The sequence below is a fragment of the Halomonas salinarum genome, from assembly GCF_012062845.1.
Lineage (GTDB): Bacteria > Pseudomonadota > Gammaproteobacteria > Pseudomonadales > Halomonadaceae > Onishia > Onishia salinarum.
In genome coordinates, this window is sequence record NZ_WWNB01000008.1 from 79,708 (window position 1) to 95,323 (window position 15,616).

A 15,616-nucleotide genomic window follows, 5' to 3' on the forward strand; every position below is an offset into this window, starting at 1 on the left:
GTTAGGTGTCGTCTGAAACGCGGCAGAAGGGTGGCGCGACCAGGATATCTACCAACAGCGAGGCGATGCGGATGTACGATTTCATCATTCTGGGCGGAGGCATTCTGGGCATGTCCACTGCCATGCAGTTGGCCAAGGCCTATCCCGACAGCCGTCTGCTGGTCGTCGAGAAGGAAGCGGGTTGTGCCAGGCATCAGACCGGTCATAACAGCGGCGTGATCCATGCAGGCGTCTACTACACACCAGGTAGCCTGAAAGCGCGCTTCTGCCTCGAGGGTAATCGTGCTACCAAAGCCTTCTGTGAAGCGCACGGTATCCGCTTTGACGAATGCGGCAAGTTGCTGGTGGCCACTAATGCTCTTGAAATGGTGCGTATGCAGGCACTCTGGGAGCGCACCGCAGCCAACAGTCTGGAGCGGGAGTGGCTCGGCGCCGATGCATTGTACGAAAGGGAGCCCAATATCACCGGTATGGGAGGCATCTTCGTACCCTCCAGCGGCATCGTTGATTACGCCGAAGTGACGCGGGCCATGGCCAGCGAGATCGAGCGCATGGGAGGCGATATCCGGTATTCCACTGAAGTGGTCGGTATACAGGAGCGCTTTCGTGAGGTGGTGGTCGAAACCCCCGGTGGCGATATCCACGGCAAGTTTCTGGTGACCTGTTCCGGGCTGATGGCCGACAGAGTGGTGCAGATGCTTGGCCAGGCACCTGACTTCATTATCTGCCCGTTTCGCGGCGAGTACTATCGACTGCCGGAGAAGCACCGCCAGATCGTCAGTCACCTGATCTACCCGATTCCCGATCCCGCCATGCCGTTTCTGGGCGTGCATTTGACCCGCATGATCGACGGCAGTGTCACCGTGGGGCCGAATGCCGTGCTGGCGCTAAAGCGCGAGGGCTATCGCAAGACCGATGTGTCACTGGCTGACATGGGACAGATGTTGACTCACCCGGGAATCCTCAAGGTGCTCAAGGCTAACCTGCGCCCGGGGTTGATCGAGATGAAGAACTCACTCTACAAGCGCGGGTACCTCAATGAGGTTCGCAAGTATTGCCCAAGCCTTTCTATCGATGATCTCGAGCCTTATCCGGCCGGTGTGCGGGCTCAGGCAGTATCTCGTGAAGGCAAGCTGATCGATGACTTTCTGTTTGTCGATACCCGGCTGACGGTCAACGTCTGCAACGCGCCGTCGCCGGCTGCCACATCGGCAATACCGATTGGTACCCACATTGTCGCGCGAGTCAAAGAGCGTCTGGCGGATCTGAGTTGAGCCACGAGGATATGGGCGATGGCACTAAGCGCCTTGAAGGCCTGCATTGACCGGGAGAAGCATGATCTTTTGGCCTGCCCGTCGCCCTGACGATGTCATTCCCATTCGCACTCCTGCTTCCACTTTTACTTTCGACGTGACTGATGGTCATCCCGCTGCCTGAAAGCTGGCGCTTTGATGAACGCCGTTTAGGCGGTCATTCATCAGGGTGCTTGCGAAGCTCGCACCAGGCGGCGTAGGTGCTAAGGAAGACTCGGCCTGAGAGGTTGTCCAGCAGGTCGCTTTGCTTGAGCTTGTCCATCACTGGTCCCTTGACCTCGGCCAGATGCAGGGTGACCTCGGAATCCTTCAGGCGTTCGTTGATGGCATCGATACTCTCGAGGGCAGAGGCGTCTATCAGGTTGATGGCTGAGCAGATCAGCACCACATGCTCGACTTCCGGCCGGCTGGCGATCAGAGCATAGACAGTGTCCTCAAGGTAGCGTGCATTGGCGAAGTAGAGGCTCTCGTCGATGCGCAGCAAGGCCACATGGCTCTCGCTTTCAACGTCATGGCGGGTCATGTTACGGAAATGCTCGGTTCCCGGTACCCGGCCCACCAGGGCGCTGTGCGGGCGGCTGGTGCGATACAGGAAGAGACCGATCGAAAGTGTTACCCCGGCGATGATGCCTGCTTCTACGCCCTCGACCAGGGTCAGAAGAATGGTCGCTGCCATGGCGCTGAAGTCGCTGCGCGAGTAGCGCCACGTCTGGCGGATCATCTTCACATCAACAAGGGTCAGAATTGATACCGTGATGGTGGCGGCGAGGCTGGCGACTGGCAGATGGTAAAGAAGCGGTGTTAGCGCCACTGTCACCAGGGCGATGCCGATGGCCGCGATAGTGCCGGCGGCAGGTGTCTGGGCACCGGCATCGAAGTTGATCACGGTGCGAGAGAGTCCGCCGGTGACCGGCATGCCCGCCGAGACGGCGGCGGCAATATTGGCCGTGCCCAAACCGATCAGTTCCTGATTGGGCGATATTCGCTGGCGGCGCTTGGCGGCCAGCATCTGCCCCATCGAAACGGACTCGACGAATCCCACCACGCTAAGCAATAGGGCCGGCACCAATAGTTCATGCCATAGGGACAGGTCGAAGCCCGGTAGCATGATGGGGGGTAGACCCTTGGGAATATCACCGACGACAGCGACGCCCTGGCTATCGAGATCGAAGTGCCAGGTCACTAGGGTCGTGATGATCACGGCAAAGACCGGCCCTGCCTTGGCAATCAGATCGGCGACCCCGGCCGGCAGGCCGATAGCACGCAGGCTCTGCCGGCCCCAGAGACGCATCAGCACCAGAAAGGCTAGGCTACCCGCGCCGATGGCAAGCGTTGTGGCATGCGTATTGGGCAAGCTCGAAATTAGACCCGGCAACAACTCTGTGACGTTAAAGCCGGATGCCGAGATACCCAGCAGGTTGGCGGCCTGGCTGGTCGCAATTAAAAGCCCTGAGGCGGTAAGGAAGCCGGAGATCACCGGATGGCTCAGGAAATTGGCGAAGAATCCCAGCTTGAAGACACCCATCAACGTAAGCATCAAGCCCGATAGCAGGGCAAGTACCATGGCTGCCTGCAAATACGCCTGACTGCCCGCCACCGCGATGGGCGCCAGGGCGGCGCCGGTCATCAGGGCGAGAATAGCGACGGGACCTACCGCGAGGGTGCGGCTGGTTCCGAACAGGGTATAAGCCAGCAGTGGCAGGATACTGGCATAGAGCCCGACCACCGGCGGCAAGCCTGCGATAATCGCATAGGCCAGTGATTGGGGAATGACCATGATGCTGACGATCACACCAGCCATGAGATCGGCTGCAAACAGACGACTCGTGTAATGTGGTAGCCAGGTCAGTATGGGCAGGTAGCGCTTGAACATGTGGCTCTACTTATGGCTTGAAGCGGGACTGGTGCGTGCGCGAGATGACCATGCCGACCAAGAGTATAACGCAAGGCCTACCCAGATCAGCAGGAAGCTCGCCAGTTGCTGTGGCGCCAGGGGTTCATGGAACACCAGCAGGGCAATGCCAAACTGGATGCTTGGGTTGATGTACATCAGAAAGCCAAGCGTCGCCAGGCGAAGCCGACGGGCAGCGCCGGCGAAGGCCAGAAGGGGCAAGGCAGTGATGATCCCGCTGGTGATGAGCAGTGCCGTGGTGGTCGGGCTTTCCAGGAAGTGGCCGCTACCCTGGAGCCCTAACCAGGAGGCGAAGAAGAGGGCTATCGGGAAAAGCAGTAGCGTCTCGACGAATAGTCCAGAAAGGCCGTCCAGCGGTACTTGTTTGCGCAGTAGGCCATAGGTGCCGAAGGAAAAGGCCAGCACTAACGTGATCCAGGGAAGCTCGCCCAGGCCAATCAATTGAATGGCGATTGCGATGCCGGCAAGTACCACTGCTACGCCCTGCAAGCGATGCATACGCTCGCGTAGTATCAGCATGCCTAGCGCCACATTGACCAAGGGAGTCAGGAAATAACCAAGACTTGCCTGCAATACCTGCCGACTTTCCACAGCATAGATATAAATGCCCCAGTTCACGGCGATCAGTATCGCGCAGCCCAGCACTCGTCCGAGCCGACTGGGTTCGCGCAGGGCACTAATGACCGCTGACCAGCGCCCCAGTACGCTTACCAGTATCACCAGGAAAAGGCATGACCAGATAATGCGATGGAGCAGGATCTCGGGGGCTGGCACATCATCGAAGAGGGCAAAGAACAGCGGGAAACAACCCCACATCACATACGCGCCAAGCCCCAAGGTGACACCCTTGGTGGCTTGTGAATCTCGGGATGAGGAATTTGCCGACTTTACCATTGATGCGTCCCTGCCTCGCCGATGAAAAGTATAAAGCTAGCACACCGCCTTCATGAGCCCTAGCCAATGTCGGCAGCGCCAGTTAGACCAATCGACGACACGATGCGGTCGAGACCGTTAAGATAGGGTGACACTGGGTTGATCAGAGGAGTGTGCGTCATGAGCGATTTAAGAACCACTCTGGTGCAGTGTGACCTGCGCTGGGAAAACCCCCAAGCCAACTGCGAGATGCTCGAGGAGCTGCTCGGTGACCTGGGAGAAGCCGAGACGGATCTCATCGTGCTGCCCGAGATGTTCTCGACAGGCTTCACCATGAACTCTCGGGAGATGGCCGAACCCATGGCGCAGAGCAGTACTGTCGCCTGGCTCAGGCATCAGGCCATGTCGCGCGGTTGTGTGGTGACCGGCAGTGTCGCCATCGAAGACGGTGACAACTGTTACAATCGCCTGATCTGGGCACGGCCGGACGGCAGCATCACCCACTATGACAAGCGCCATCTTTTCCGAATGGCCGGTGAGCACGAACGTTATGGTGCCGGTGATGAACGCGTGATTGTCGAACTCAAAGGGTTTCGGCTATTGCTGTCGGTCTGCTATGACCTGCGATTCCCGGTATGGATGCGTCAGCAACCCCGCGAAGGCGAGCACTTCGAGTATGACGTAATGTTATGTGTCGCCAATTGGCCTGCCCCGCGTCGCCAGCCGTGGCGGACCCTGTTGGCTGCCCGTGCGATCGAGAATCTCTGCTATGTGATCGGCGTCAACCGAGTTGGCGAAGATGCCAAGGGTCTTGCCTATGCCGGTGATTCCATGTTGCTGGACTTCAAGGGCGAGCCCATTGTCGACCCTCCCCGCGATCAAGCTTTCCTTCACACCGCGACTATCGAGCGACAAGCGCTTGAAGATTTTCGCGACAAGTTTCCTGCCTGGCGGGACGCTGATGATTTTGAGGTTTCTTTTTAATGCGTTTGGACAAGTTTCTCAGCAACACCACTGACCTGACTCGTAGCTTGGCCAAGAAGGCCATGCATCGGGAAGAAGTCATGGTCGATGGTGTCGTGGTCAAGAACCCGGCCACACAGGTCGGTTCGCATAATCGGGTGAGCTGGCTGGGACAGTCGCTTGCTTTGGTTGGTACGCGCTACTTGATGCTACATAAGCCCGCTGGTGTCGAATGTAGTGCTCGCCGCGGTCTCTATCCACTGGCTCATGAGCTTATCGAACTGCCCAAGACCGAGCGCCTGAATCCTGTGGGGCGTCTGGATGTCGATACCACCGGCTTGGTACTGATGACCGACGACGGTCAGTGGTCGCATCGCATTACATCGCCCAAGCGACGCTGCGAGAAGGTCTATGACGTGAAGCTTGCCGAACCGCTCGAAGGCGAAGAGGCGCGCCGGGCGATCGAGGCCTTCCGGGAAGGCGTGCTGCTTGACGGTGAAGAGCACCCCACCAAGCCTGCCGAGCTTGAGATGATTGATGCCCAGCGGGCTCGTCTGGTACTGATCGAAGGCAAGTATCATCAGGTCAAGCGCATGTTCGCGGCCATAGGCAATCACGTGACGGATCTGCATCGCTCGTCAATCGGCCCGATTGCGTTGGATGCTGCCTTGGCGCCTGGCGAGTGGCGTCATCTCAGCGAGGATGAAGTCGCCGCTTTCTAGATTCTTATACCGTTATCTTCTTTCTTCCATTTTTTAGAGACTCCTTCCTCCCTGCGCAATGGTCGGCATGGAGAGACGGCTGAACTTGTCAGTTGAAAGAGTTATCGAGAAGGGATGTCGGGTAGGAGATCTTAAGCTTCAAAGAAGTCACAAGGCTTGGCGACATTAACTGAGCGTAAGCAGGTTTGCTGCGTTCGTCTTGACACTCAGAACCGAAAAACCACGGAAGCGGTCGCTACCTTCAGGTGAGTGAGGTCATTGGAATCAATGACCTCGTATTCCAGCTGACCAACAAGCGAGCGGTAGAGACGGATGTTGGCGCCCATGCCATAGATGGGAGCGGTACCACCGATCGAGCCTGATGACTCGCTGGAGTCGATGTGGCCTTTCCATTCGGCAAGCCCCGATTTAGCGAACACTCCGACGCGGCCCAGCTTCACTCCTGCAAGTAGGCTACCGTTCATGCTGGTGGTATCCAGGAGGGTGGGAGAGCCTTCCCGTGAGACCGACACATTGTCGCTCTCCAGATATGCAAGCTCTGCACCGAATTCCAGATGCGGTAGACGAGAGAAGAAATAGCCCGCCATGACACGGAAACCGGTCGTTACGCCGTTAGCCAAGTCGACCATGCTGCCACCAAGGCTCAAGCCATTTTCCAGGGCAATACCGCCATCTTGCGTGTCGGTATAGATCGACCCCTCGTCCGTTCTTGCAGCAAGCGTCATCGGGCTTGTAGCAAGCAATGAGAGCGAGGTCAGGGTGATCAGCAAACGGCTCAACGTGCGTGGCGTCATGTGTAATCCGCCTTTTCATCTACCTGGTCGGTATCGATATCTCGATGGAGTCAATTATCGACTTCAAGCTTAGTGCTCTGGATGGGCTTTCGCTATTTTTTGTCACTCAAATTTTTGTCGCCCAAGAGCTTGGCCGTGTTTTTCGTCTTGGTATTGATGCGGCTTCGAAAGGTGAAAAGTAGTGACTTGAAGGCCTGCGTCAGCACGAAGACGACCCAGCCAGCCGACGCCAGGATGTTCACCATCAGCATCTTCTGGCTACCGTTCAGCGGCATCATGAGAAGGCCCTCGACCACGACCGCAAAGAACAACGCCATTAGCAGGGGGAGGGCGAAGAGATGCATCTGCATCTCGGTGCGCCGCCGGCGAACCCGGAAGCGGCGCAGGGTGATGCGCATCGGCCGGTGGCCCCAGCTGACCAGCAGGATGGTGGCGACCAGGGTCATGGCGGCCACGGTCGGCATCGTGGAGTCTTCCCAGATCGAGAAGTTGACAGACCAGGCCAAGGCCAGCCACATGGCGCCCTCCAAGGCGGCAATGATATCGGCTGACCGGCGAACCCTAGACATGATGTCTCTCCGTTAATAAAGGCCACCATGATACGTATCCCGACGGGGCTTGTCGCAAGCTCTTGTTGCCGTACCCCTCGAGGCATCGATGGTGAGGTAAGAGCGTAGTCGAAAGCCAAGTCCGTATGTCGATTGATGGCGTAACCGTCACGTGGCGAGGTTGAGACGTTATACTATGCGCCCGCCATCCATCACACAGGAACCGCCGTGAACCAGCTGACCCTCACCACCCCCGACGATTGGCACCTTCACCTGCGCGATGGCGAGCCGCTCGAGGCCGTCTTGCCCTACAGTGCCCGCCAGTTCGCTCGAGCCATCATCATGCCCAACCTGACGCCGCCGGTGACGACCACCGAGCAGGCACTTGCCTACCGGGAGCGTATCCTGGCCGCGCTTCCCGAGGGTAGCCGCTTCGAGCCCTTGATGGTGCTCTATCTCACCGACAACACGCCGGCGGAGGAGATCGAACGAGCGGTTGATAGCGGGGTGGTCAAGGCGGTCAAGCTGTATCCCGCCGGGGCCACCACCAACTCGGCTTCAGGCGTGACCGACGTGCGCCACTGCGATGCGGCCATCCAGGCCATGGCACGCCTCGGGCTGCCGCTGCTGGTGCATGGCGAGGTGACATCGCCGGAGATCGACATCTTCGATCGCGAGGCGGTGTTCATCGAGCGCGTCATGACGCCGCTGCTCGAGCGCCATCCGACTCTCAAGGTGGTATTCGAGCACATCACCACCGCCGATGCAGTGAACTTCGTGCGTCAGGCGCCGGACAACGTCGCCGCCACCATCACCGCGCATCACCTGCTGTTCAACCGCAACCATATGCTGGTTGGCGGCATTCGCCCGCACTATTTCTGTCTGCCGGTGCTGAAGCGCGAGACCCATCGGGCGGCCCTGATCGAGGCGGCAACCTCCGGTTCGCCCAAGTTCTTCCTGGGGACCGACAGCGCGCCTCACGCTCGCGGCGCCAAGGAGAGCGCCTGTGGCTGTGCCGGTGCCTTCACCGCCCCTGCCGCCCTGGAGCTCTATGCGACCGCCTTCGAGCAGGCCGGTGCACTGGACAAGCTCGAGGGCTTTGCTAGCCACTTCGGTCCGGATTTCTATGGACTGCCGCGTAACCAGGGCAGCGTGACGCTGAACCGCGAAGACTGGCAGCTGCCAGCCGAGCTCGAGTATGTCGGCGATGAGGTGATCGTGCCGCTGATGGCCGGTGAGACGCTGCCCTGGAAGCTGGCCGGCGCCTGAGCCACGCGAGTCCTCAATATGATGGCAACCTTATGACGGGCACGCCCACGCTACCCATCGAGGCTCGCCTGCCGGCCATTCGTCAGGCGCTGGCCGACAATCCCCGCGTGCTGCTGGTCGCCGAACCCGGCGCCGGCAAGACCACCCGGGTGCCCCTCGCGCTGCTCGACGAGCCCTGGAGCCGCCAGGGCAAGCTGCTGCTGCTCGAGCCCCGTCGCGTGGCGGCTCGGCTCGCCGCGCGGCATATGGCCTCGCAACTCGGCGAGTCGCTCGGCGAGACGGTGGGCTATCGCATGCGCGGCGAGAGCCGGGTGGGGCCGGACACCCGCCTCGAGGTCATCACTCAGGGCGTGCTGACGCGCCTCCTGCAGGACGACCCGATGCTCGAGGGAGTGGCCGGGATCATCTTCGATGAGTTCCATGAACGCAGCCTGGAGGGTGACCTGGGGCTGGCTCTGACCCTGGATGCGCAACAGGGGCTGCGCGATGATCTGCGCCTGCTGGTGATGTCGGCGACCCTGGATGTGGCGTCGCTCAAGGCGGTGCTGGGTGAATCGACCCCGTTGATCGACTGCCCCGGTCGTGCCTACCCCGTCACCACCCATCATCGGCCGGTGAACTCGCGTGACGAGGCTGCCCGTCAGCAGGCCGCGGTGGTCCGCGAGGCCCTGGCAGCGAATCAGGGCGACATCCTGGTCTTCCTGCCCGGGGTCGGTGAGATCCGCCGGCTGGTACGAGCGCTGTCCGGCCTCTCGGCTAACATCGTGGTACTCGAACTGCATGGCCGGTTGCCGCTGGCGGAGCAGCAACGTGCGTTGAGCCGGGATGAGCAGGGCCGGCGTCGGGTGGTGCTGGCCACCGCCATTGCCGAGTCCAGCGTGACCGTCGATGGGGTGCGGGTGGTGATCGATGGCGGCTTCGAGCGGGTGCCGGTCTTTCAGTCTCGGCTGGGACTGACGCGGCTCGCCACGCAGCGCCTCAACCGGGCCAGCGCCGACCAGCGGCGCGGGCGTGCCGCGCGCCAGGGCCCCGGGGTCTGCTATCGGCTATGGGCCGAGGAGCAGCCATTGCCGCCTCACGGTGAGCCCGAGATCGTTCAGGCCGACCTGGCGCCGCTGGCCTTCGAGCTGGCGCGCTGGGGCGTCAAGGAGGCCGCGGCCCTTGATTGGGTTACACCGCCCCCCGCGGGCCCCCTCGCTGCAGGGCGTGCCTTGCTCCTGCGTATTGGCGTGCTCGATGACATGCACCAACTGACCGCATTGGGTCGGGCCTGCATTCGCTGGCCCTGTCACCCGCGGCTGGCGGTGATGCTCGAGCGAGCGGGCGAGTTCGAGGCCAGGGCGCTGGCCTGCTGGCTGGCGGCGTTGCTCGAGTCCCGTGCGGGCGGCGAAGCGCGTGACCTAGCGGTGACGCTGGCGCGTTTGCCCGGCCGCGATGCCCGGGGCGGCGAGGGGCAGTGGTATCGCGATGCCCGGCGCCTGGCCGGCGTGGCCCGGTGTGGACTCAGGGTCGATGCCCTGGCGCCGCTCGGTGAACTGCTGGCGCTGGCCTATCCCGAGCGGGTGGCTCTCTACCAGTCCCCGGGGCGCTTCAAGCTGGCCGCCGGCAACCTGGCGCTGATCGAGACGGATCATCCGCTGGCGCATGCCGAGGCGCTGGTCGCAGCCGAGCTGGATGGGCAGGCGCAGGGCGCGAAGATCTATCGTGGCGCGGCGCTTTCCCTGTCCCGCTTGGAAGCCCTCTTTCCTCAGGTCCGGACGTTTCGCCCTCGGCTCGAGTGGAGCGATGACGAGGGGCGGCTGATCGGCGAGGAGGTCAGGGCGCTTGGCGAGCTGATACTCGAGCGGCGGCCCCTGCAGACCCTGCCCGCCGAGGCGGTCCGTGAGGCTCTGCTGGCGGCGGTACGTCGCCGTGGTGCACTCGCCGTCGACGCGGCGGCCGAGCAGCTGCTGGCGCGCGTGGCACTTCTGCGTCGCACCCTGGGTGATCCCTGGCCCGACTGGTCGCAAGCGGCCCTGCTCGCCGATCTGGAGACCTGGCTGGCGCCCTATCTCGAGGGCGTGCGACGACTCGACAAACTCGACCGCCTGCCCCTGGCGAAGATCCTGCTGGATCGGCTCGACTGGCCGCAACGCCAGGCCCTGGATGATCTGGCGCCGACGCATCTTAGCGTGCCCAGCGGCTCCAGGATTCGTCTCGACTATACCGGCGCCGAGCCGGTGCTGGCGGTCAAGCTGCAGGAGCTGTTCGGGCTCGCCGAGACGCCATGCATCGCCGGCGGCCGCGTGCCGGTGTTGCTGCACCTGCTGTCGCCCGCCGGGCGGCCCCTGCAGGTCACCCGGGATCTGGCGAGCTTCTGGGCCAATGGCTACTTCGAGGTGCGCAAGGACATGCGTGGACGCTACCCCAAGCATCCCTGGCCCGAAGACCCCTGGGCTGCACAGGCCACCGCCCGCACCAAGCATAAGCTGCGATAGGCGTTGCTTTAGTTGCTCTCGAGTTTTTTGGCGAATTCGGAAAGCGCCTGGATGCCGTCGCGTACCTTCTCAAGGCCTGGATGTTCGATCACTGGGCCCGAGGTGGCCAGCAGGGCGGCGCCATCGAAGTCCACATACGCCAGGCGTGCCGTCAGCCGCTCGGCGGGGGCGCCGAAGGCGGAGCCGGGCAGCAGCGCCACACCGCATTTCTCGAGCAGCACCTGCGTCAGTTCACTGCCGGTGGTGATGCCGCGCTTGGCCAGGGCCTCGCGAAGGGCCTCGAAATCCGGATACAGATAGAAGCCCCCATCGGGCGGATGGGTGCGGATACCTGCGGCAGTGAGCTCCTCGGCGGCCCATTGACCGACCTCGGCGAGAATCTCACGCTGGCGATTGATATAGCCGTCAAGCGCCGGAGTGCGTTGATAGGCCACGCAGGCGGCTTCCTGCACGGGGCTCGCGACGCTCGACCAGGTCTCGGAGGCGATGCCGAGCAGCCGGGTAAACAGCGCGTCGCCCAGTACCGCTGGCACGTGCATGGCCCCGAAACGCCATCCCCCTGCACCACACCACTTCGACAGGCCGGTGGTCGTCACGGTGCCCTCCGGGTAGTCCCGGGCGAAGGCGCGGTGGCTGCCGTCATGGTCGAGCACGCCGTAGATCTCGTCGGACAGGACCAGCAGGTCGTGGCGCCGGGCCACCGCCGCGAGTTCCGCCTGCTCGGCATGGCTCATCGACAGGCCGGTAGGGTTGCTGGGCTGGTTGAGGATCAAAAGGCGCATCCGGTTGTCCGTCTTGCCCGTCTCGGTGCTCTCGGCCAGTGCCGCCTCGAGGGAGGCCGCGGTGACATGCCAGCGGCTCTCGAAGCTGCAGGGCAGGCGCCGGGTAGCGAGATGGCACATGCGTGCCTGAGGGGCGTAGGAGACCCAGGCCGGGTCCGGTATCAATACCTCGGCATCGACGGGTAGCGCCTTCATCAGGGCGAACAGCAGGAGTTTCGAGCCGGGCGCCAGCAGCATCTCCCCGGCCTGCCAGTCCACGCCGTCGACCTCACGATGAAAGGCGGCGACCGCCTCCCGAGCCGTGGCCAGCCCCTGTACCGGCAGATAGGCCTTGTCGGCGGCATGGGCGGCCAGGGCCTCGACGGCCGGCGCGAAGACCGGGAAGGGCGACTGGCCGAAACCGAACTTGATCACGCGCTCGCCGCCGGCTTCGCGCAGGCGCGACTGCTCGTTGATCAACAGGGTATCCGAGGCGCGGGGCGCCTCGCCGGCGTTCAGTCGCTCAGCCAAGGTCGATGTGCTGGCGGATGAAGGGTGGGAGGGCAAAGGCATAGCGAGCTCCTGTGTAATGGTGTCGCGGGTTGAAGTATAGGCCGGTGTTATTCGACGCCCAGGCGTGAGATCAGCGCTTCACGGCGAGGGGTTCTCTAGATGGCATCGTTTCCTAGATGTGTCGCCAAGCGTGACAGAAGCATCTCGGCCAGAAGGAATAGCGCGCTCTGGAATTGAAGAAGAAGGGGCCAGCATTTGTCTGAAATCGCAGCGGTGGTAGTGGCATTTTTTCTGCCTTACCCTAGCGTAGCTTGGACTGAGCATCAGTTAGATAGCTCTTCTCGATTAAGCATCCAGAAGGGCCTCAGGTGAGGCCAGTCGCCTGGATTAATAGGTGTGCGACAGTTAGATAAGAGTGAAGAAACGAGAAGATAAGGCCCAAGGAGGCGGTCTATCTCGGCTGTCGTACCATTTGGAATAAAGGGTAGATAGGCTAAAGCGTCAAGGTTAGCCGAGGAGTTCTCTCTCTCCATCACGTCATCTCCAGAGATAAAGGAAACATCCGACTCATGCCTGATATCAGCAGCCTGTCTCCCCTGATGCTTGGCACGCTTGGCAGTCTGGTCGCAGGCTTGATGACGGCCGTTGGCGCTTTGCCTGTTCTGTTTGGAAAGACTCCCTCTCCCAGTATCCGTGATTTGTCGCTGGGGTTTGCTGCAGGCGTCATGCTCTCTGCGTCATTTTTCTCCTTGATCATTCCCGCCCTCGATACGGCTGAGGGCCAATACGGGGCTGGCATGATACCGGCTGCCATTGCGTCAGCAGCCATTCTTCTGGGCATTGGTGCCGTGGCGCTTCTCAATGAGTTCTTGCCGCATGAACACTTCGAGACTGGGCCAGAGGGGCCTTCGAGTGTCTCGCTGCGGCGGGTCTGGTTATTCATCATGGCGATCACTATCCATAATTTTCCGGAAGGCCTGGCAGTAGGCGTCGGCTTTGGATCAGATGGGATGGCAGGTGGGATGCCGCTTGCCGTGGGGATTGGCCTGCAGAACATGCCGGAAGGACTGGCCGTCGCGGTAGCGCTGATGGGCGAGGGGTATCGGCGTAGTCAGGCTTGGGGGATCGCCGCCATGACGGGCCTGGTCGAATGTCTGGGCGGGCTAATAGGCGCGGGCATAACGACGCTATCGTCGCTGCTGTTGCCTTGGGGGCTGGCCTTTGCTGCAGGGGCCATGCTCTATGTCATCAGTCACGAAATTATTCCCGAGACGCATCGCAATGGTCACCAGAACAAGGCGACCGCCGGGCTGTCTACCGGGTTGGTGATAATGCTTTTCCTTGATGTCTGGTTGGGATAAACCAGGCTCAAGGAAGACGGGGGTTGACCCAGCTTCGCAAAAGCTCCATAGTGCACACAGTTGGTTAGCAAGTAGTAGAACGTCAGTTGTAAGCGGTCCCCTTTGATCGTGCTGGTGTATTTCTTTCTTGTTTACCCACTGTTTAACGGGTAACACCCGGCAATAGTATCAACGCGCAAAAGCGTAAGGATCGTTAAGATGGCAACTGGCACAGTTAAGTGGTTCAACGACGCAAAAGGTTTTGGTTTCATCGCTCCGTCTGACGGCGGTGATGATGTCTTTGCTCACTTCTCCGAAATCAAAATGGAAGGCTTCAAGTCTCTCCAAGACGGTCAGGAAGTGACTTTCGAAGTAACTCAAGGCCAGAAAGGCCTTCAGGCTTCGAACATCCAGCCGGCATAACGCCGCTGGGCTTGGTTGAACCAAGCATTAGAGGCTTAAAGCCTCACTAAACAAGGCCCGCTCAATGCGGGTCTTGTTGTGTCTGGTCCTTTTATATCTGCCTATTCGTCTCTTTGCCACCCTTGGTAACGCCCTCGAACATCGTTCAGCCAGCCAGCGAGGCTATGTCTACATGGCCCATCCGTGGCTCCATCGCCTCAACATGCCATTTTGCATGCGTGGCTTGCTAATGCGCATGGTTATTCCTTGGCCTTCAGCAATGCAGCCAGTGGGACGCCTAAGGTATCATTCCGTCATATCCCTCTGCGCTTAGGTACACTACCTGTGGTGTGCGGACTTTTGTTATCTTGAGTTAGGAGTCATTGAATGAAAATTACCATTTTCGGCACAGGATACGTAGGCCTGGTTACCGGCACCTGCCTGGCCGATGTGGGCCATGACGTCATGTGCATGGATGTGGATGCCGACAAGATCGCGCGCCTCCATCAGGGCGATATTCCGATCTATGAGCCGGGCCTTGAGGCGATGGTATCCACCAACGTGGCATCGGGTCGGCTGCGTTTCACCACGGACGCGGCGACGGCTGTGACGCATGGGGAATTGCAGTTCATTGCCGTTGGCACGCCGCCGGACGAAGATGGCAGCGCCGACCTCAAGTATGTGCTGTCGGTGGCCAAGACCATCGGCGAGCACATGAACGAGTCAAAGATCATCATCGATAAGTCCACCGTACCGGTGGGAACGGCCGACCGTGTCCGTGACGCTGTCGCCCATACCTTGGCTGAGCGAGGCGTGGAGATCGACTTTGATGTCTGCTCGAATCCGGAGTTTCTCAAGGAAGGCGCGGCCATCGAGGACTTCAGCGGCGGCGCCCGCATCGTGGTGGGCACCGACGCCGAACACGTCAAGGCGCGGATGCGTGAATGCTACGCCCCCTATAATCGCAACCATGAAAAGATGATATTCATGGATGTGCGGGCCGCTGAACTGACCAAGTACGCCGCCAACGCCATGCTGGCGACCAAGATCAGCTTCATGAATGAGATCGCCAATCTGGCCGAGCGGCTGGGCGCCGATGTCGAGCAGGTGCGCCAGGGCATCGGTAGCGACCCGCGCATTGGTTATCACTTCATCTACCCGGGATGTGGTTACGGCGGCTCCTGCTTCCCCAAGGACGTCCAGGCGCTGGCGCGCACCGCCCGTGAGGTCGACTATCCCGCTGATCTTCTCCATGCCGTCGAGACCGTCAACCGTCGTCAGAAGAGCACCCTGTTTGCCAAACTCAGCCAGGCCTTCGACGGTGACCTGGCCGGCAAGACCATCGCCCTGTGGGGGCTGTCATTCAAGCCCAACACCGATGACATGCGCGACGCGCCGAGCCGCGACGTCATGGAAGCCCTGTGGGCCGCTGGTGCCAGGGTTCAGGCCTACGACCCGGAGGCCATGAAGGAATGTCGGCGTATTTATGGCGATCGCGATGACCTCGTCCTGGTGGCCGACCGGATTCAAGCAGTGAAGGGAGTCGATGCACTGGTCATCTGCACGGAGTGGAAGGAGTTTCGTGTTCTTGATTTTGATTGGCTCAAGGCACAGCTCACCATGCCGGTGGTGGTCGATGGTCGTAACCTGTTCTCGCCGAAGGCCGTCAAGGACGCAGGGTTGATGTACTTTGCGGTGGGGCGCGGCGATTCATTGGTGTCAGTGTGAG

The 15,616-nt window shown here is 60.9% G+C and carries 13 protein-coding genes; 8 read left to right on the plus strand and 5 right to left on the minus strand.

Annotation, left to right across the window (positions count from 1 at the left end; translation table 11 throughout):
• Positions 1 to 71 precede the first annotated feature (71 nt).
• On the plus strand, positions 72 to 1,274 hold the full coding sequence (gene lhgO, locus HF027_RS07875) for an L-2-hydroxyglutarate oxidase (protein ID WP_168014487.1): 1,203 nt from the start codon (positions 72 to 74) through the stop codon (positions 1,272 to 1,274).
• A gap of 196 nt (positions 1,275 to 1,470) precedes the next feature.
• Here lhgO and HF027_RS07880 read toward each other — a convergent pair whose 3' ends face one another.
• Both HF027_RS07880 and rarD read right to left on the minus strand, forming a co-directional pair.
• Complete coding sequence (locus HF027_RS07880) at positions 1,471 to 3,186, minus strand: SulP family inorganic anion transporter (RefSeq protein ID WP_168014489.1); 1,716 nt, start codon at positions 3,184 to 3,186, stop codon at positions 1,471 to 1,473.
• A 6-nt stretch (positions 3,187 to 3,192) separates the two neighbouring features.
• A complete protein-coding gene (rarD, locus tag HF027_RS07885; protein ID WP_168014491.1) occupies positions 3,193 to 4,119 on the minus strand; it encodes an EamA family transporter RarD in 927 nt (308 codons plus the stop codon).
• A 159-nt stretch (positions 4,120 to 4,278) separates the two neighbouring features.
• Between rarD and HF027_RS07890 the strand changes: the two genes are divergently transcribed.
• Both HF027_RS07890 and HF027_RS07895 read left to right on the plus strand, forming a co-directional pair.
• Positions 4,279 to 5,082, plus strand: a complete 804-nt coding sequence (locus HF027_RS07890; protein ID WP_168014493.1) for an amidohydrolase — start codon at positions 4,279 to 4,281, stop codon at positions 5,080 to 5,082.
• Complete coding sequence (locus tag HF027_RS07895) at positions 5,082 to 5,783, plus strand: pseudouridine synthase (protein WP_168014495.1); 702 nt, start codon at positions 5,082 to 5,084, stop codon at positions 5,781 to 5,783. Before HF027_RS07890 ends, HF027_RS07895 begins: the two co-directional genes overlap by 1 nt.
• A gap of 206 nt (positions 5,784 to 5,989) precedes the next feature.
• Here the strand turns inward: HF027_RS07895 and HF027_RS07900 are convergent, their stop codons facing one another.
• Entirely contained in the window at positions 5,990 to 6,577 is a 588-nt protein-coding gene (locus HF027_RS07900) for an outer membrane beta-barrel protein (protein WP_168014497.1), read from the minus strand.
• Between the two features lie 92 nt (positions 6,578 to 6,669).
• Positions 6,670 to 7,146: a hypothetical protein gene (locus tag HF027_RS07905; protein ID WP_209316421.1), complete on the minus strand. Its 477-nt coding sequence runs from the start codon at positions 7,144 to 7,146 to the stop codon at positions 6,670 to 6,672.
• A 207-nt stretch (positions 7,147 to 7,353) separates the two neighbouring features.
• Here HF027_RS07905 and pyrC point away from each other — a divergent pair, with 207 nt between their 5' ends.
• On the plus strand, positions 7,354 to 8,394 hold the full coding sequence (gene pyrC / locus HF027_RS07910) for a dihydroorotase (RefSeq protein WP_168014499.1): 1,041 nt from the start codon (positions 7,354 to 7,356) through the stop codon (positions 8,392 to 8,394).
• A 32-nt stretch (positions 8,395 to 8,426) separates the two neighbouring features.
• Positions 8,427 to 10,871 carry an ATP-dependent helicase HrpB gene (gene hrpB, locus HF027_RS07915; protein ID WP_168014501.1) on the plus strand — a complete coding sequence of 815 codons (2,445 nt, stop codon included), beginning with the start codon at positions 8,427 to 8,429 and terminating at the stop codon, positions 10,869 to 10,871.
• Positions 10,872 to 10,879: 8 nt separating this feature from the next.
• On the opposite strand, the gene HF027_RS07920 is transcribed toward hrpB, so the two are convergent.
• Positions 10,880 to 12,205, minus strand: a complete 1,326-nt coding sequence (locus tag HF027_RS07920; RefSeq protein WP_168014503.1) for a pyridoxal phosphate-dependent aminotransferase — start codon at positions 12,203 to 12,205, stop codon at positions 10,880 to 10,882.
• A 509-nt stretch (positions 12,206 to 12,714) separates the two neighbouring features.
• On the opposite strand from HF027_RS07920, the gene HF027_RS07925 reads away from it, so the two are divergent.
• From HF027_RS07925 to HF027_RS07935, 3 genes are all read left to right on the plus strand, one after another.
• On the plus strand, positions 12,715 to 13,506 hold the full coding sequence (locus HF027_RS07925) for a ZIP family metal transporter (protein WP_209316422.1): 792 nt from the start codon (positions 12,715 to 12,717) through the stop codon (positions 13,504 to 13,506).
• Between the two features lie 198 nt (positions 13,507 to 13,704).
• Entirely contained in the window at positions 13,705 to 13,908 is a 204-nt protein-coding gene (locus HF027_RS07930) for a cold-shock protein (RefSeq protein WP_092523673.1), read from the plus strand.
• Between the two features lie 366 nt (positions 13,909 to 14,274).
• Positions 14,275 to 15,615: a UDP-glucose dehydrogenase family protein gene (locus HF027_RS07935; RefSeq protein WP_168014504.1), complete on the plus strand. Its 1,341-nt coding sequence runs from the start codon at positions 14,275 to 14,277 to the stop codon at positions 15,613 to 15,615.
• Position 15,616: the final 1 nt, after the last annotated feature.